This is a genomic window from Hydrogenophaga sp. (assembly GCF_022844385.1).
In the GTDB taxonomy this organism is placed as follows: domain Bacteria; phylum Pseudomonadota; class Gammaproteobacteria; order Burkholderiales; family Burkholderiaceae_C; genus Hydrogenophaga.
The window spans coordinates 1-15,416 of record NZ_JALHLX010000029.1 but is presented as its reverse complement, the minus strand read 5'-3'; the positions used below and the strand labels follow the sequence as shown (position 1 = coordinate 15,416).

The 15,416-nt window shown below is 64.6% G+C and carries 16 protein-coding genes; 9 read left to right on the top strand and 7 right to left on the bottom strand.

What is annotated here, in order from left to right:
• Nucleotides 1–110 precede the first annotated feature (110 nt).
• The 3 genes from Q0C59_RS07895 (at nt 111) to Q0C59_RS07885 (ending at nt 2,061) form a co-directional block, all read left to right on the top strand.
• Nucleotides 111–1,115 carry an RluA family pseudouridine synthase gene (locus tag Q0C59_RS07895; RefSeq protein ID WP_291213860.1) on the top strand — a complete coding sequence of 335 codons (1,005 nt, stop codon included), beginning with the start codon at nt 111–113 and terminating at the stop codon, nt 1,113–1,115.
• 71 nt (nt 1,116–1,186) lie between these two features.
• Nucleotides 1,187–1,492, top strand: coding sequence for an H-NS histone family protein (locus Q0C59_RS07890; RefSeq protein ID WP_291213858.1), 306 nt, complete (start codon nt 1,187–1,189; stop codon nt 1,490–1,492).
• A 95-nt stretch (nt 1,493–1,587) separates the two neighbouring features.
• The gene (locus Q0C59_RS07885) at nt 1,588–2,061 is read left to right on the top strand and encodes a low molecular weight protein-tyrosine-phosphatase (RefSeq protein ID WP_291213856.1); all 474 of its coding nucleotides are present in this window, start codon (nt 1,588–1,590) and stop codon (nt 2,059–2,061) included.
• A 1-nt stretch (nt 2,062) separates the two neighbouring features.
• Here the strand turns inward: Q0C59_RS07885 and Q0C59_RS07880 are convergent, their stop codons facing one another.
• The 3 genes from Q0C59_RS07880 to Q0C59_RS07870 all read right to left on the bottom strand — a co-directional run bounded on the left by Q0C59_RS07880 (nt 2,063) and on the right by Q0C59_RS07870 (nt 5,654).
• On the bottom strand, nt 2,063–3,040 hold the full coding sequence (locus tag Q0C59_RS07880) for an NAD-dependent epimerase (protein WP_291213854.1): 978 nt from the start codon (nt 3,038–3,040) through the stop codon (nt 2,063–2,065).
• Between the two features lie 42 nt (nt 3,041–3,082).
• Complete coding sequence (locus tag Q0C59_RS07875) at nt 3,083–4,774, bottom strand: AMP-binding protein (RefSeq protein WP_291213852.1); 1,692 nt, start codon at nt 4,772–4,774, stop codon at nt 3,083–3,085.
• Nucleotides 4,775–4,865: 91 nt separating this feature from the next.
• Nucleotides 4,866–5,654, bottom strand: a complete 789-nt coding sequence (locus Q0C59_RS07870) for a 2-keto-4-pentenoate hydratase (protein ID WP_291213850.1) — start codon at nt 5,652–5,654, stop codon at nt 4,866–4,868.
• Nucleotides 5,655–5,709: 55 nt separating this feature from the next.
• On the opposite strand from Q0C59_RS07870, the gene Q0C59_RS07865 reads away from it, so the two are divergent.
• From Q0C59_RS07865 to Q0C59_RS07850, 4 genes are all read left to right on the top strand, one after another.
• Nucleotides 5,710–6,402, top strand: coding sequence for an alpha/beta hydrolase (locus Q0C59_RS07865; RefSeq protein ID WP_291213848.1), 693 nt, complete (start codon nt 5,710–5,712; stop codon nt 6,400–6,402).
• The gene (locus tag Q0C59_RS07860) at nt 6,402–6,689 is read left to right on the top strand and encodes a hypothetical protein (RefSeq protein WP_291213846.1); all 288 of its coding nucleotides are present in this window, start codon (nt 6,402–6,404) and stop codon (nt 6,687–6,689) included. The genes Q0C59_RS07865 and Q0C59_RS07860 overlap by 1 nt, the downstream gene beginning before the upstream one ends.
• Nucleotides 6,690–6,857: 168 nt before the next feature.
• Nucleotides 6,858–7,346, top strand: coding sequence for a Cache 3/Cache 2 fusion domain-containing protein (locus Q0C59_RS07855; protein ID WP_291213845.1), 489 nt, complete (start codon nt 6,858–6,860; stop codon nt 7,344–7,346).
• 13 nt (nt 7,347–7,359) lie between these two features.
• The gene (locus Q0C59_RS07850; RefSeq protein ID WP_291213843.1) at nt 7,360–8,949 is read left to right on the top strand and encodes a methyl-accepting chemotaxis protein; all 1,590 of its coding nucleotides are present in this window, start codon (nt 7,360–7,362) and stop codon (nt 8,947–8,949) included.
• Between the two features lie 237 nt (nt 8,950–9,186).
• On the opposite strand, the gene Q0C59_RS07845 is transcribed toward Q0C59_RS07850, so the two are convergent.
• The gene (locus tag Q0C59_RS07845; RefSeq protein WP_291213841.1) at nt 9,187–10,635 is read right to left on the bottom strand and encodes an 8-oxoguanine deaminase; all 1,449 of its coding nucleotides are present in this window, start codon (nt 10,633–10,635) and stop codon (nt 9,187–9,189) included.
• Between the two features lie 36 nt (nt 10,636–10,671).
• Here Q0C59_RS07845 and Q0C59_RS07840 point away from each other — a divergent pair, with 36 nt between their 5' ends.
• Together Q0C59_RS07840 and Q0C59_RS07835 are read left to right on the top strand one after the other, a co-directional pair.
• Nucleotides 10,672–11,484 (top strand): hydroxypyruvate isomerase family protein, encoded by an 813-nt coding sequence (locus Q0C59_RS07840; protein ID WP_291213839.1) that lies wholly within the window; start codon nt 10,672–10,674, stop codon nt 11,482–11,484.
• A complete protein-coding gene (locus tag Q0C59_RS07835) occupies nt 11,484–12,794 on the top strand; it encodes a glycerate kinase (RefSeq protein WP_291213837.1) in 1,311 nt (436 codons plus the stop codon). The genes Q0C59_RS07840 and Q0C59_RS07835 overlap by 1 nt, the downstream gene beginning before the upstream one ends.
• Nucleotides 12,795–13,049: 255 nt before the next feature.
• On the opposite strand, the gene Q0C59_RS07830 is transcribed toward Q0C59_RS07835, so the two are convergent.
• The 3 genes from Q0C59_RS07830 to Q0C59_RS07820 form a co-directional block, all read right to left on the bottom strand.
• A complete protein-coding gene (locus tag Q0C59_RS07830) occupies nt 13,050–13,628 on the bottom strand; it encodes a DedA family protein (RefSeq protein ID WP_291213835.1) in 579 nt (192 codons plus the stop codon).
• Nucleotides 13,625–14,005 carry a hypothetical protein gene (locus tag Q0C59_RS07825; protein ID WP_291213833.1) on the bottom strand — a complete coding sequence of 127 codons (381 nt, stop codon included), beginning with the start codon at nt 14,003–14,005 and terminating at the stop codon, nt 13,625–13,627. The genes Q0C59_RS07830 and Q0C59_RS07825 overlap by 4 nt, the downstream gene beginning before the upstream one ends.
• 387 nt (nt 14,006–14,392) lie before the next feature.
• Nucleotides 14,393–14,929 (bottom strand): GNAT family N-acetyltransferase, encoded by a 537-nt coding sequence (locus tag Q0C59_RS07820; protein WP_291213831.1) that lies wholly within the window; start codon nt 14,927–14,929, stop codon nt 14,393–14,395.
• Between the last annotated feature and the right edge of the window lie 487 nt (nt 14,930–15,416).

Genomic DNA, 15,416 nt, shown 5'->3' with positions numbered 1-15,416 from the left:
AAACTCAAGGCAAATCAATCACTTACGGCACGTGACGCGAGTGACGCATTATAGACAGCCATCCATACCGTTGGTGTCCTATTTCCCTTCTGGTCACCCCTCGATTTCCCTTGTCCCAGCTCCCAACCCCTCCAGCCGCTGCCGTGCGGCACCTCACGGTGGACGAAGAGTCGGCCGGGCAGCGCCTCGACAACTTCCTGATCCGCGAGCTCAAGGGCGTCCCCAAAACCCACATCTACCGCATCATCCGCTCGGGTGAGGTGCGACGAAACAAGGGCCGCGTGGGGGCCGACGACCGGGTGCAGGCCGGTGATGTGTTGCGCATTCCACCCATTCGCACGTCGGAGCGCGCCGAAGAAAAACAGCTCAATCCCGCGCCTGCGCGGCAATTCCCGGTGGTGTTTGAGGACGAGGCGTTTCTGGCGATCGACAAACCTGCGGGTGTGGCCGTGCACGGCGGCAGCGGTGTGAGTTTTGGCGTGATCGAACAAATGCGCCAGGCGCGCCCGGACGCCCGTTTGCTCGAATTGGTGCACCGCCTGGACCGGGAAACCAGCGGCCTGCTGCTGATTGCCAAAAAGAAAAGTGCACTCAAGGCCTTGCAGGATCAATTCCGCGAACGGGAAACCGGCAAGACCTATCTGGCGTTGGTCAAAGGCGCCTGGCCAGCAAAGCTGAAAGTGCTCGATCAGCCATTGCACAAGTACCTGTTGGCAGACGGAGAGCGCCGGGTGAAGGTGACCACCAAGGAAGATCCTGATGGCATGCATTCGGTCAGCCTGGTCAAGGTCGCGGCCCGCATTCCGGCACCTTCGGGCTTGGCTGCACTGCTGCCCGAGGGCTTGAGTCTGCTCGAAGTGACCATCAAGACCGGGCGCACTCACCAGATCCGGGTGCACCTCTCAAATGCCGGGCATCCGATTGCGGGGGATGACAAATACGGTGATTTCGAACTCAACCGCCAATTGGCGCGCGCGGGATTGAAGCGCATGTTTCTGCACGCCTGGCGCTTGCGATTGAACCATCCGGTAACAAATGCATCGATTGAGTTCATGTCGGAACTGCCGGCAGAACTGAAGGCCTGGGCGCAACCTGGTCCGGGAAAACGCGATTAGAATGCAAGCCTGCATCGGCAGAGTGCAATCCATCATTCCGATCCGTTTTCAACTTCAACAAGGATTTCTCAATGGCAAGCTATTCCGAACTCATGGCGCAAGCGCAAACCCTGATGGCGCAGGCCGAACAGGCGCGCAAAGACGAACTTGCTTCCGTGATTGCCGACATCAAGGCCAAAATGAAACAGTTCGGCATTTCGGTGGCCGATCTGGGAGGTGCCAGCGGTGGCAAAAAGCCGGCCAAATCCAAATCGGTATCGGCCCCGAAGTACCGTGGTCCCAACGGTGAGCTCTGGGCCGGCGGCCCGGGGCGCAAGCCGGAGTGGGTGCGCGCTGTGCTGGCTTCGGGCAAAAGCGTTGACGACTACCTGATCTGATCCGCCCGCACTGTGAACCGACAAGACCCGCCTCTGGCGGGTTTTGTTTTTTGAGCTGGCCTTTCGGATCGTTCCGGCTCGTTATCCTTGGCGCCATGGTCAACATCCTCCTCGTCTGCATGGGCAACATCTGCCGCTCTCCCATGGCGGCCAGCGTGATGCACGCCGAGGTGGTTCGGCGCCAGCTGACCGATCGGGTGGCGCTGGACTCGGCCGGCACCTATGGCGCCCATCAGGGTGAAAAAGCGGATCGTCGGGCCGTGGCGCTGGCGCAGGCCCGGGGCTACGAACAGATCGTCAATGAGCGTGCACGCAAGGTGACCGAAGACGACTTTGAACGCTTCGACCTGATCCTCGCCATGGACCTCGACAACCTGACGAACCTGCAACGTGTGTGCCCGGCCGAGCACCGGCACAAGCTGCACCTGTTTCTGGAATACGCGGGTGTCGAGGAGCGCACCGAGGTGCCAGACCCCTACTACGGCAACGAGGCTGGTTTTGAGGCGGTGCTGCGGCTGTGCGAGCAGGGCGTGGACGGCGTGCTCAAGCGCGTGGTCCAGGTGGGTTGATTCACACCTGGTGGAACTGCCGGTACCAGGCCACAAACCGCTGGATGCCCTCGGCCAGCGGTGTTGACGGTGCGAAGCCCACCCACTTGCGCAGGGCCTGGGTGCTCGCGTAGGTGGCTGGCACATCACCGTCCTGCATGGGCAGGAATTGTTTTTCCGCGGTGCGACCCAGCGCGGTCTCGATGCAGCCGATGAATTCGAGCAGCGGCACCGGGTCGTGGTTGCCGATGTTGAAGACGCGGTAGGGCGCTCCACCGCCCTGTGCGGGCGTGGCGGGTTTGTCCAGCACGCGCAGCACGCCTTCCACGATGTCGTCGATGTAGGTGAAATCGCGCTTCATCTGTCCATGGTTGAACACCGGGATCGGCTGGCCCGCGAGCACCTTCTGCGTGAACGAGTAGTACGCCATGTCGGGCCGACCCCATGGCCCATACACCGTGAAGAAGCGCAGGCCGGTGGTGGGCAGGCCGTAGAGGTGGCTGTAGGTGTGCGCCATCAGCTCGTTGGCCTTTTTGGTGGCCGCGTACAGGCTCACCGGGTGGTCGACCGCGTCGGTTTCCTCGAATGGCATCTTGGTGTTGCCGCCGTACACACTGGAACTCGACGCGTAGACCAGGTGACCCAGCTTCTGCGCGCGGCAGCCTTCCAGCACATGCCCGAAGCCGCTCAGGTTGCTGTCCAGATAGGCGTTGGGATGGGTGATCGAGTAGCGCACACCCGCCTGCGCCGCGAGATGCACCACCGCGTCGAAGTGGTGGTCTGCAAACAACCGGGCCATGGCCTCACGGTTGGCGATGTCGATCTTTTCGAACTGAAAACCGGTGTGCTGCAGCAGCGGCGCGAGCCGGGCCTGCTTGAGCGCCACGTCGTAGTAGTCGTTGAGGTTGTCGATGCCGAACACCGTGTCGCCGCGCGCCAGCAGGCGCAGGGCGGTGTGCATGCCGATGAAGCCGGCGGCGCCGGTGAGGAGGATGTGCATGCCGCGATGTTAACCAGCGCGGCATGCCGGCTCAGGTGGCGTTCAGCCCTTTTGCCAGATGACCTTTTTGCCCGACGCTTCCCAGGCTTCGTAGTGCCTGGCGTAGAGGTCTTCGATGCGGTTGCGCTTGACCTTGAAGGTCGGGGTGATGACGTCGTTGTCCACGGTCCAGGCGGTGGTGACCACCACGACGCACTGCAGCTGTTCGTGCGGGTCCAGCGTGGCGTTGATGGTCTTGAGGTGCGCCGCCAGCGAGGTCTCCAGTTCGGTGCGTGCCGAAGCATCGGCCACCTTGGCCACCGCTTCGGCGTTGAGCATCACGATGCCCAGCGGCTGGCCGAGGTTGGCGCCGGTGACCACGCAGGCCTCCACCGCGTCGTGCATCACCAGCTTGTCTTCAATGGGTGCGGGCGCCACGTATTTGCCCTTGCCGGTCTTGAACAGGTCTTTCACCCGACCGGTGATGCGCAACAAACCCTGTTTGTCGATGGTGCCCTTGTCGCCGGTCTTGAGCCAGCCGTCGGGGGTGAAGCTCTCCGCGCTCTTCTCGGGCTCCTTGTAGTAGCCCAGCATCATGGCGGAGTTGCGCATCTGCACCTCACCGGTCACGGGGTCGATGCGGTGCTCGACGCCTTCGTAGGCCGGGCCGACCGTGCCCTGCTGGTTCTTGCCGGGCTCGGTGATGTGGGAGAGCGCGAGGTTCTCCGTCATGCCATAGCCTTCGTTGATGTTCAGGCCCAGTTTGCTGTACCACTGCAGCAGGGCAACGGGCATGGGTGCGGCGCCGCCGGCGGCGAACTTGCACTGGTCCAGTCCCAGGGCTTTCATGACCTTCTTGCGCACGATGCCGCCCAGGATGGGAATACCGAGCAGGCGGTTGAGCTTGGCCGGTGGCATCTTGTGGTGCACACCTTGCTGGAACTTCACCCACAAGCGCGGCACCGAGAAAAAGATGGTGGGGCGGGCACGTTGCAGGTCGGCCGCGAAGGTGTCGAGCGACTCGGCAAAGAACACGTGCATGCCGGTGCGCAGCCAGCCGTGTTCAACCAGCATGCGCTCGACCACGTGCGCCAGCGGCAGGTAGGACAGCATGCGGTCGTTGCCGGTCATCGGAATGCGCTTGAGGCCGGCGTCCAGCGCCCAGGCGAAGTTGGCAAAGGTGTGCATCACGCCCTTGGGCATGCCGGTGGTGCCCGAGGTGTAGATGAGGGTCGCGAGTTCATCGCCGTCGCGCACCGGTTCTCCCTGAAGCGGCTGGCTGCGTTGGCAGATGGTGTCCCAGCCCTCGTGATTTTTCACGGCGTCTGCCGGCGAGAGCGCGTAGCTCATGCAGGGCAGGTCGGTGGGCACGCCGGGTTTCATGCCTTCCCAGCCGTCGAGCTTGCCCACAAAGAGTGCCTTGGCTTCGCTGTGGGTGAGGATCTGGCGGATGGTCTCCGGTGCGAGCGTGGGGTACAGCGGCACCGACACATAACCCGCCATCCAGATCGCCAGGTCGCTCATCATCCACCAGGCGCAGTTCTTGGAGAGGATGGCCACCTTCGAGCCGGGTTCCCAGCCATGTGACTGCAGGTGGGTTGCCATGCGGCGCACCTGATCGGCCACCTGGGCCCAGGTGAACTCCTGCACGGCGCCGTTTCCCATGGGCTGCGTGAGGGCCACGCGGGTGGGCGCGGTCTTCTCCCAGTGGTACAGGCGTTGCAGGGCCAGCAAGTCCGGTGCGATCTTGGTCATGAAGCGTGTCTCCGTTGTGGGTATGACGCAGGAATCTACCAAGGCTGCCGCCATGTGTTTAGAGGGTTTCACCTGCAAGCCTGCGCGCAGGTCAACTCGCGAAAGTCACGGAAAGGCTGGGCAGGGGTGACGAGAAACGCGCTTCCCAGTGCTCGCCGGGCACAACCGGCCAGGCGTCGGTCCATGTCCCGGTGGTGACCACGTCGCCGGCCTGCAGATCGGGTGCGCCCGGACAGGCGCGCAAGGTTTGCGTGAAGTGCAGCAGCGCACGCAGCGGACCGTCCAGTACGTTGGAGCCCTCGCCTTGCTCCACCGCCTCACCGTTCCTGAGCAGGCTCACGCGGGCTTGGGCGAGCCTTTCGTCGAGCGCTGCGGCGCTGCTGGCCACATCGCGCACCGGCGTACGGCGGCCCACCAGCAGGCGCGCGTGCAGGCCACCATCGGCCACCGTGTCGGCGGGCACAAACTTCCAGTCCGGCAGGTGCGACTGCACCACCTCGAAACCTGGCGCGACCCAGTCGATGGCCGCAAAAAGATCGTCGAGCGTGGCGTCGGGTGCGGGGCTGGCCTTGAGGCCAAACACGACCTCGGGCTCCAGTCTGGGTTGGCAGGTGTGGGCCAGCGACACGCTGCCTTCGTCCTCGCACAGCGTGAGCGTGCTGTCCCACACGCAACCCCAGATGGGTGCGAACACGTTGTAGCGGGGCCAGATGGTGCGGTTGGTGAAACCCACCTTGTAGCCACGCGGTTGTTCGCCGCGCCCGATGCGCAATTGGCGCACCGCGAGCGCCTGGGCGTAGGCGTCCTGCAGCGAGAGCCCGGAGGGAGCAGGCCAGAGGCGGCCTTGGTCGAGGTGGTCCAGAAGTGCGTCGGGTGTCATGGTCGCGGCGATGTGGAAAAAGACCTCATCATAGGCAGCCGCTATGCTGCGGGCCATGACCTCACACACCCTGGAAACCCTCGAACTCATCACCGGCGGCAACCCTGCCGCCGGGCCTGTGGCCAGCATCGTCGTGCTGCACGGCCTGGGCGCCGACGGCAACGACTTCGTGCCGATCGCACAGGAGCTGGATCTTGACGCCATCGGCCCGGTGCGTTTCGTGTTCCCCAGCGCGCCGGTGCGCCCGGTCACCCTCAATGGTGGCTACGAGATGCGCGCCTGGTACGACATCCACCCGCCCATCGGCCAGTCGCGCCTGGAAGATGATGCCGGTCTGCGCGAGTCCTGCGCACTGGTGCAGGGTTTGCTGGACCGCGAGGTTGCGCGCGGCGTGCCAGCTTCACGCACCGTGCTCATGGGGTTCTCGCAAGGCTGCGCCATGACGCTCATGGCCGGTCTGCGTGCGCCGCAGCGCCTGGCCGGGCTGGTGGGTCTGTCGGGCTATCTGCCGCTGGCGGCCAGCACGCAGGCCGAGCGCTCCGAGGCCAACCGCGACGTGCCCATCTTCCTGGCGCACGGCACCCACGACCCGGTGGTGGTGGTTCAGCGCGGCACCGAATCGCGCGATGCCTTGCAGGCGCTGGGCTACCCGGTCGACTGGCACACCTACCCGATGGAGCACTCGGTGTGCGCGCAGGAAGTCGCCGATCTCAACGCCTGGCTGCTGAGTTTGCTGGCCACCGCCTGATGCCTGCCGCCAGCGGATTCTTCTCGCGCCGATGGAACGGCGAGGTACCGGTGCGCGAGCTGTTCTGGCGCGACATGGTGCTGGTCGGCACCCTCATCAACATCCTGTTCACCGGCGTGGCGCTGGCCATGGCAGCGTCAGACCTTCCCATTGCGCTGGCGGCCGCGGTGCACTTTGCACCCTTGCCCTACAACCTGTTCCTGGTGGCCGCGGTGTGGCGCCTGCCGGCCAGTGTGGTGCACCGCTGGGCGGCGCTGGTGTGGCTGGCGTTCGTCACGCTGGTGTGAACCGGGCGCCTGCAGCGCGCTGAAGGCCCGAAGTGGGCGCACAAGCCGGGGCTTATCGCCTTTTGAAGCCCGCGCAGGCTCTTGAAAACTCAAGTCTGACAAGTTGTGACCGATACAGGGTTACATCCGCCGGATGCCCTTTTCAACTTTGCCTCATATGGAGTTCTCATGAAACTGAACCGCGCCCTCATGCTGGCCACGCTGGCCGTCTCTGCCTCCTTCGCCCACGCCAACGACCCCAAGGCCACCATCGCCGAGCTCGACAGCCGCCTGGGCAAGATCGGTGCACCGCGCGTCGAAGGCACCGACACCGTGGCCGGCAAGACCGTGCCTGCGATCTTTTTTGGCCAGCGCAAGATCAACAACAACTTCGACGTGGTCGACGGCCTGCGCAAGAGCCACCAGGCTACCGCCACCGTGTTCGTGAAAGACGGCGAAGAGTTCGTGCGCGTCAGCACCAACGTGCTCACGCCCGAAGGCAAGCGCGGCGTGGGCACCCAGCTCGCCCGCAACGCCGCCTACGCAGCCGTGAGCAAGGGCCAGCAATTCTGCGGCCCCATCGACGTGCTCGGCACCGCCTTCGACGCCTGCTACAACCCGATCAAGGCTGCGGACGGCGCGATCATCGGCGTGAGCTACATCGGTCACAAGAAGTGACGGCGGTGGCGCGATGAAAAAACTTCCCAACCCCTTTGGCTGGCTCCGTCGACTGACGGTCGCCCAGCAGCTCTTCGGCGCGTTTGCGTCCATCCTGGTGTTGACGGCTGCTCTCGGCGCCACCGCTCTGGTGGGTCTGAAGAGCGTGGATGGCGAAGCCATCGCGCTGTCCGAAAAATGGCTCAAGGGCGTGGGCGCTTTGTCCGATGCCCGTGCACTCGCTGTCGAGTACCGCGAGTTCGAGATCAAGCACAGCCGCACCGACGACACCAGCTACCACGCCGAGTACGAAGACAAGATGAAGGAGGCCGGCAAGTCTTTGCAGGCCTTGTTCTCGGGTTACCAGGAACGTGTGTCGGGTGAGGAAGAAACGGCGCTGAACGCGACGTTGTCCACCGCCTGGGCCGCTTACCTGCAGGCCAACGAAAAGGTCATCAAGCTCGGTCGCGACATGCAGCAAGTGGACGCCGCCGACATCGCCGACGGCCTATCCAGCATGGCGTTTGACGAGGTGGTCTCGGCCCTCAACGGCTTGATCCAGTTCAACTACGACGGAGGCGAAGCTTCTGCGATGCGCGTGACCACGGTGTACGACCAGGCGCGTTTTGCGGTGATCGGCCTGATCGGTCTGGCTCTGGTGGTCGGCATGAGTATGGCGCTGATGATCACGCGCAACATGCTGCGACAGCTCGGTGGCGAGCCGCGCACCGCGGTGGGCATTGCCCGCGCCGTGGCCGAAGGCGACCTGACCACGCCGATCCACCTGAAGAGGGGCGACACCGACAGCCTGCTGGCCTGGCTGCAGACCATGCAGGAAGGTTTGTCCAAGGCCGTGACCGATGTGCGCCGCAGTTCCGACTACGTGTCGCACGCCAGTGGCGAGATCGCTGCGGGCAACCAGGACCTGTCGGCCCGCACCGAGCAGCAGGCCAGCGAACTGGAAGAGACCGCCGCGACCATGGAGCAGCTGGGCACGACCGTGCGCCACAACGCCGACAACGCGCGCCAGGCCAGCCAGCTGGCCCAGAGCGCGTCCAGCGTGGCGGTGCAGGGCGGTGAGGTCGTGGGCCGGGTGGTGCAGACCATGAAGGGCATCAACGAGAGCAGCCGCAAGATCAGCGACATCATCGGCGTGATCGACGGCATCGCGTTCCAGACCAACATCCTGGCGCTCAACGCCGCGGTGGAGGCGGCGCGCGCCGGCGAACAAGGTCGGGGTTTTGCGGTGGTGGCAGGCGAGGTGCGCAACCTCGCGCAGCGCAGCGCCGAAGCCGCCAAGGAAATCAAGGGCCTGATCGGCGCCAGCGTGGACCGTGTTGAACAAGGGTCGGCCCTGGTCGACCAGGCCGGTACCACCATGCAGGAAGTGGTGGCCTCGATCCGCCGCGTGAGTGACATCGTGGGTGAGATCAGTGCCGCGAGCACCGAGCAGAGCTCGGGCGTGGCGCAGGTCGGCCAGGCCATCACCCGCATGGACCAGGGCACACAGCAGAACGCAGCGCTGGTGGAAGAAAGCGCCGCAGCGGCCGACAGCCTCAAGCAGCAAGCGTTGCAGCTGGTGGCGTCGGTGGCGGTGTTCAAGACGGGTGTTGCGCGGGCCTGAGCTCGGTCCCTTCTGAACCTGCGCCGGTCGGGGGCGACCGGTGTCCCCAGCTCCGCGGCTGTCCCCCGACCCGGCTTCGCCGGGTCTCCTCCTTCATGCCGCTGCGCTGGGGACACCGGCCGCCCCCGACCTCGTTGGCGTGCGAAGGATGTCTTGAAAGCTTGGCGTGCAAGGGTGCACACCGCGTCCGCGAGCCGAAGAAGCGCAGGCCACCAAACAGCCGAGCCCTGGCCTGATTCAAGCAACCGCTTGCGCCAGTTGCATCGCCAAACGGTTGTGCCTTTCCAGCAAAGGCCCGAGGTCCACCGTGGTCAGCTGACCCTGCCGCACCACCACCCGCCCGTTCACCACCGTGTACGCCGCCTGCGCACTCGCACAGAGCAGCAGGCTCGCCACCGGGTCATGCACCGCACCACCGGCAAAACCCAACGTGCGCAAGTCGAACAATGCAAAGTCGGCACACATGCCGGGTGCCAGGTGCCCCACATCGCTGCGGCCCAGCACCTGCGCACCACCGCGCGTGGCCATTTGGAGTGCGTCGCGCGCCGTCATCTCCGCCGGGCCCAGGTCACAACCAAAGAAGGTCTTGCCGTCCCTGAGTTCGGGCGCCTGCATCGCGCGGCCCACGCGCGCCAGCAGCAGCGCCTGCCGCGCCTCGCCCACCATGTGCGCGCCGTCGTTGCTGGCGCTGCCGTCCACCCCCAGGCCCACGGGTACACCGGCGTCGAGCAGGCGGCGCACCGGGGCGATACCGGATGCCAGGCGCATGTTGCTGCAGGGGCAGTGCGCCACGCCGGTGCGGCTGGCGGCAAAGAGCGAGATGCCATCTTCGTCGAGCTTGACGCAGTGCGCATGCCACACATCGTCGCCCAGCCAGCCAAGGTCCTGCGCGTACTGCGCCGGTGTGCGGTTGAACTTCGCCAGGCTGTAGGCGATGTCGTGGTCGTTTTCGGCCAGGTGGGTGTGCAACCGAACGCCCTGGCCCTTGAACGACCGCGCCAGCGCCGCGCTGTCCTTCATGAGCCCGGTGCTCACCGAAAACGGCGAACACGGCGCGAGTGCGATCTGCAGCATGGCGCCATGGTGCGCGTCGTGCCAGGTTTCGATGAGCCGCTGGCTGTCGTTGAGGATCGCGTCTTCACGCTCCACCACACTGTCGGGCGGCAGACCGCCTTGCGACTGCCCCACGCTCATGCTGCCGCGCGTGGCCACAAAACGCATGCCGATGGCCTGCGCCGCTTCGATGCTGTCCTCCAGCTGAACGCCGTTGGGGTAGAGATAGAGGTGGTCGCTGCTGGTGGTGCAGCCACTCATGAGCAACTCGGCCATGGCCACCTGGGTGGACACCTGCACCATCTCGGGCGTGAGTCCGGTCCAAATGGGGTAGAGCCCGCGCAGCCAGCCGAACAGCTCGGCGTTCTGCACCGCTGGTACCGCCCGCGTGAGGCTCTGATACATGTGGTGGTGCGTGTTCACCAGGCCCGGCATGACCAGGTGGCCCCGCGCGTCGATGGTCTCGTCGGCCGCGTCGCGCAAGGTGGTGGGCAGCTCCGCTGAACAACCGATCCACTCGATCAGGTTGTCGCGCACGAACAGCGAAGCGTCTTGCCACTCGCGCCCCCGTGCCGGATCGCTGTGGTCGAAGGTGGCGATGCAGGTGGCGCGGTGAATCAGCAGGGTGGCCATGTGAGAGCGGGTGTTGATGTGGCGACAATGACGGTCATGTTCACATTCTCAGCCAACCTCAGCACGCTCTTCCCCGAGCTGCCCTTCGCCGACCGTTTTGCCGCTGCGCGCGACTGCGGCTTCGAGGCGGTCGAGTGCCAGTTCCCCTACACCCACACCGCCGACCACCTGGTCGCCCTGCTGCGCGCCAACCGCTTGCGCATGGTGCTGCACAACCTGCCGGGCGGTGATGCTGCTGCGGGTGACCGCGGCATGGCTTGCCATCCCGACCGCGTGGGCGAGTTCCGCGCCGGCGTGGCGCGCGGCATCACCCACGCGCTGGCCCTGGGTGTGCCACAGATCAACTGCCTGGCGGGCATTCAGCCCGCGGGCGTGAGCGACGCGCTGGCCCACGCCACGCTGGTGGGCAACTTGCGTTTTGCCGCCGCCGCGCTGCGCGTGCACGGCCTGCGTTTGCTCATGGAGCCCATCAACACGTTCGATGTGCCCGGCTTTTTTGTGAACCACGCCGCGCAGGCGCTGGCCATCATGGACGAGGTCGGCGCGGACAACCTCTACCTGCAGCACGACCTGTACCACGCCCAGCGCATGCAAGGCGAGCTGGCTGGCCACCTGCGCGCGCTGCTGCCGCGCATCGGCCACATCCAGATCGCCGACAACCCCGGGCGCGGTGAGCCCGGCAGCGGCGAGATCCATTACCGGTTTCTGTTCGACGAACTCGACCGGCTCGGCTACCGCGGGCACGTGGGCTGCGAATATTTCCCTCTCGAACAACGCGCTGGCGGCACCCGCGCCGGCCTCACCTGGCTGGCCGCCCACGGACGCCACCCTTCTGGAAGACCCCTGTGATGCAACCCTCCCTGAACGACCCCCGCGCCTTGCTGCGCCACCTGTTCGATGTGGCGGTGCAGCGCGCGCTGCCGCTGCACAACACCGCCGCGTTCCTACCACCGCCGCCCAAGGGCCGCACCGTGGTGATCGGCGCCGGCAAGGCCGGTGGCGCCATGGCACAGGCGGTGGAAGCGCTGTGGCCCGAAGACGCGCCCCTCTCGGGCCTCGTGGTCACGCGCTACGACCACACGCCGCCGCGCCCGGCGGGCTTGAAGGACCGCATCGAGGTGGTGGAAGCTTCGCACCCGGTGCCCGACGCGGCGGGTCTCGCCGCCTCGCAGCGCATCCTGCAACTCACGCAAGGCCTCACCGCCGACGACCTGGTGCTGTGCCTCATCTCGGGCGGCGGCTCTTCGCTGCTCACGCTGCCGGCCGACGGCCTCACGCTCGAAGACAAGCAGCGCATCAACCGGGAGCTGCTCAACAGCGGCGCCAACATTCTGGAGATGAACACCGTGCGCAAGCACCTCTCGCGCATCAAAGGCGGTCGGCTCGCTGCGGGGTGCGCACCCGCGCGCGTGGTCACCATCACCATCAGCGACGTGCCCGGTGACGACGTGAGCGTGATCGCCAGCGGCCCGACCGTGGCCGATGCCACCAGCTGCGCCGACGCGCTGGACATCCTGCAGCGCTACGGCATCGACGTGCCACCGGCCGTGCGCGCGCAGCTGGAGCGCGGCGAGCTCGAAACGCCCAAGCCGGGTGATGCGCGCCTGCAAGGCCACGAGGTGCACCTGATCGCCACGCCGCAGCAAAGCCTGGAGGCTGCTGCGGCTGCTGCGCGCGCCATCGGGCTCAACACCTGGGTGCTGAGCGACGAGATCGAAGGCGAGTCGCGCGAGGTGGGCAAGGTGCACGCGGCGCTGGCGCGCTCGGCCGCGCTCGGCCGCAGCGACTTCAAGAAGCCCTGCGTGATCCTCAGCGGCGGTGAGACCACCGTGACGGTTCGACCCCGCGTCGAGGGCCAGACCAAAGGCAAGGGCGGGCGGGCAGGGGAGTTCTGCCTGGGCATGGCGCAGGCGCTCAACGGCATCGCCGGTGTGTGGGCCCTGGCCGCCGACACCGACGGCATCGACGGCATGGAAGACAACGCCGGCGCGCTCGTCACCCCCGACACCCTGGCCCGCGCAGCAGCCAAGGGCCTCAAGGTCACCGACCACCTGACGCGCAACGACGCCAACGGCTATTTCCAGCCGCTGGGAGACCTCGTGATCACCGGGCCCACGCACACCAACGTGAACGATTTCCGCGCCGTGCTGGTACTTTGACGCGGGCAGGCGTGGGACGCCAAAGTAAATGCGACTGCCGCCAAAGTGCTGCGACTGACCACAACTGTTTCCTGGGGTGTTGTCGCCAAGCTTGGGCCGCATTTCCGAGGGTGATGCTGCCTTGGCTACGATGACGCCGATCGGCCAACAGCAGACAGGGCGCGAGGGCAATAGCGGGTGTTCAGCTTAAGGGACACCTTGAAGTACAGGCTTCAAGCTTCTGCGAAGCAGTGACTTCGGGTGAAGTCCGGCTACTCAACGGCGACGAACCAAGGCGTAAACCCCCACACCCAGCAGCAATACCCCCACCAACAAGCCCGACAGATCGGTGGCCAACTGGCTCAGCACTTCCCAGCTGTCGGCGAACAACAGCCCAAGGCCACCGTACAGAAACACCCAGGCCACCTCCCCCAACACCACGGCGACCAGGAAACGATGCCAAGGAAACAGGGTAGAGCCAGCCATCAAATTCACAGGCAGGGCGATCGGCGTGAACAAGAACCTGCTCAGGAATACGCTCCAGATGCCCCAGCGCTGAAACTGTTGGTCGGCCGATCGCCAAGCCTTTGAGCCCTTCCAGCGCGATGTGAGCCGCTCCCCCAGCAAGCGGCCCAACAGATAGCTGCAGCTATCGCCCGCCACAGCCGCCACCACGGCAACGCTCGCGGCTGCCTGCACGCTCATCACACCTTGCCTGCTGAAGGCGCCGGTGGCCACCACCAACATGGTGGCGGGCAAAGGCAGGCCCAACGCCGCCAAAAACAAGGTGCCCCCCAAAATAAGCGCTCCGTGGTTGAGCAGGCTGGTAAGCAGGAAATCGGTGATCTCCGTCACTTCACCGCTCCTGAGGGCGGTTCGTGTTCCAAGATCAGTTTCTCGATGATGTGTCGTACGGCGTCAGGTTCTAGATTTGCCTCCTTGCTCCAGTCGCGAACACTTCGGTCATCAAAGCCGGTGGCGGGCAAGCCCAAAGCCTGGCGCAGCTCGACCTGCGGTACGCCATAAACACGCTCGATGTACGGAAGCGTCATCCAGCCCCGCAAAGTCTCCACCTGCACTTCGCCGCGAGCAACCCGCTGGTTAAACTGAATCTGCTTCCATGCCCGCCAGCCAAAACCCACCACCAAGGCCATGCCCACAAGCACTGCCACCACCGCCAGCCAGCGCCGGATTCTCCCCTGCAGGGAGACTTTTGAAGGCAGTGATTTCATAGGCTTTCGATCTGATTCAATTTACGACTGGTTCAAAGCCAAAGTCTATGGTGCAGCTGATTCAGTTCGATCCTCTTCTGATCTTCTGTCTTGCGAGGTCAAGGGCGGCAGCGAAGCCGAGTCAGATAATCGTTGACGTGATTTGCTCTCTCCAACCATGCCGATCGAAAGCATGAAGTCCGGGTACAAGGCAAGGGAGCCGCGTAATGGCCACAAGTGCCTCTGAAGCATTTGCGCATCCAAGCGCGTACCGGCCTAGAGGTGGGTATGCCGACCGCTTTGCGGAACGTGCGGGATCGTCTGCTTGGGGCCCAAAGCGGCCATGGCAATAGATAGAAAGCCGACGGTCAGCGATCCAGACTCTTCGGGACAAGTTGATCATCCGCCTCACCAGAAAGCCGAGTCGGCGAACTCCTGAACACACGCGGGACGGCATTTCTGGATGGGAATGTCTTCTCCGGACAAGGACTGGCCAAGCCAGCCTTCTGGCATCGAGAGCGGTTGAGGAGCCCGGATGACCTCTTCCGACAACGCTCGAAAGCCGACCTTGGCATAGAAGGCAGGATCGCCATAGGTGACCACGAGCTCCACGGCGCGATTCTTCAACACTTCAAGTCCGAACCTGATCAATGCCTGCCCAATACCCTTTCTCTGATGTGAGGTGCTGACCGCAACGGGCGACAGCAAGTAGGCGTAGATAGGGTCATCGAATCGAAGTCGGGTAAAAAAGATCAACCCCGTAAGGTCGCCTTTTGCAAAGGCACCCATACAGATCACTTCCTGGTTGTCGATGCGTGCGGCCAGCGCGCTGGCCAGTCCACCGATCAGCGCACCTTCCTTTTCTCCTTCGGATGACGAAAACACCGAAGCAAACAAGCTCGTCACCTCGTCTTGGCTGATGCGATCAAGGATCTCGAAATTCATGTCTCTTCTTGAACCAATGAGCGTCCCAAAAGAACGCAGAATAGCCACAAGGTGACAGCTTTGCGAGTTGGAATCGAACTTCCGCTTCTGGCCGATCGGAGTCATCGTATCCGAGGGGAGGCGTCAAGGCATGCATGGCTCATGCGAGCTGAGCACCCCAGGACGGACCTCCCATCGCAAGAACCCTGGCAGCGGAACAGGCCGGTCGCAGCAACTCAGTCAGTCGTCGGCTGACGCCGTGGCCCAAAGCGCTGCAAGCCCATGAAGTTGCTTGCCCGCCAGAGTGAATTTTCTGCCCACCTGCGGTAGGGACCTGCCGGCGGTTACAAGTCGGTCCGGCGGATCGTTTCTAATGTCGCCTTGGCCGCCGGTTGTCCGGCCCGGCCACCGCTGACGGGCGTGCACGCCCCCCAAGTCGGCAACCCACCCTGTTCTTGATGCCGATTGCGCCTGTGGGGCGCCAAGGAATGCTTTTTTGCGCAGCAAT

Coding starts and splice junctions, on each gene's coding strand:
- Q0C59_RS07855 (WP_291213845.1), top strand. CDS start 6,858: ATGAAACTGAACCGCGCCCTCATGCTGGCCACGCTGGCCGTCTCTGCC.
- Q0C59_RS07890 (WP_291213858.1), top strand. CDS start 1,187: ATGGCAAGCTATTCCGAACTCATGGCGCAAGCGCAAACCCTGATGGCG.
- Q0C59_RS07835 (WP_291213837.1), top strand. CDS start 11,484: ATGCAACCCTCCCTGAACGACCCCCGCGCCTTGCTGCGCCACCTGTTC.
- Q0C59_RS07865 (WP_291213848.1), top strand. CDS start 5,710: ATGACCTCACACACCCTGGAAACCCTCGAACTCATCACCGGCGGCAAC.
- Q0C59_RS07885 (WP_291213856.1), top strand. CDS start 1,588: ATGGTCAACATCCTCCTCGTCTGCATGGGCAACATCTGCCGCTCTCCC.
- Q0C59_RS07870 (WP_291213850.1), bottom strand. CDS start 5,654: ATGACACCCGACGCACTTCTGGACCACCTCGACCAAGGCCGCCTCTGG.
- Q0C59_RS07860 (WP_291213846.1), top strand. CDS start 6,402: ATGCCTGCCGCCAGCGGATTCTTCTCGCGCCGATGGAACGGCGAGGTA.
- Q0C59_RS07825 (WP_291213833.1), bottom strand. CDS start 14,005: ATGAAATCACTGCCTTCAAAAGTCTCCCTGCAGGGGAGAATCCGGCGC.
- Q0C59_RS07875 (WP_291213852.1), bottom strand. CDS start 4,774: ATGACCAAGATCGCACCGGACTTGCTGGCCCTGCAACGCCTGTACCAC.
- Q0C59_RS07845 (WP_291213841.1), bottom strand. CDS start 10,635: ATGGCCACCCTGCTGATTCACCGCGCCACCTGCATCGCCACCTTCGAC.
- Q0C59_RS07880 (WP_291213854.1), bottom strand. CDS start 3,040: ATGCACATCCTCCTCACCGGCGCCGCCGGCTTCATCGGCATGCACACC.
- Q0C59_RS07840 (WP_291213839.1), top strand. CDS start 10,672: ATGTTCACATTCTCAGCCAACCTCAGCACGCTCTTCCCCGAGCTGCCC.
- Q0C59_RS07850 (WP_291213843.1), top strand. CDS start 7,360: ATGAAAAAACTTCCCAACCCCTTTGGCTGGCTCCGTCGACTGACGGTC.
- Q0C59_RS07820 (WP_291213831.1), bottom strand. CDS start 14,929: ATGAATTTCGAGATCCTTGATCGCATCAGCCAAGACGAGGTGACGAGC.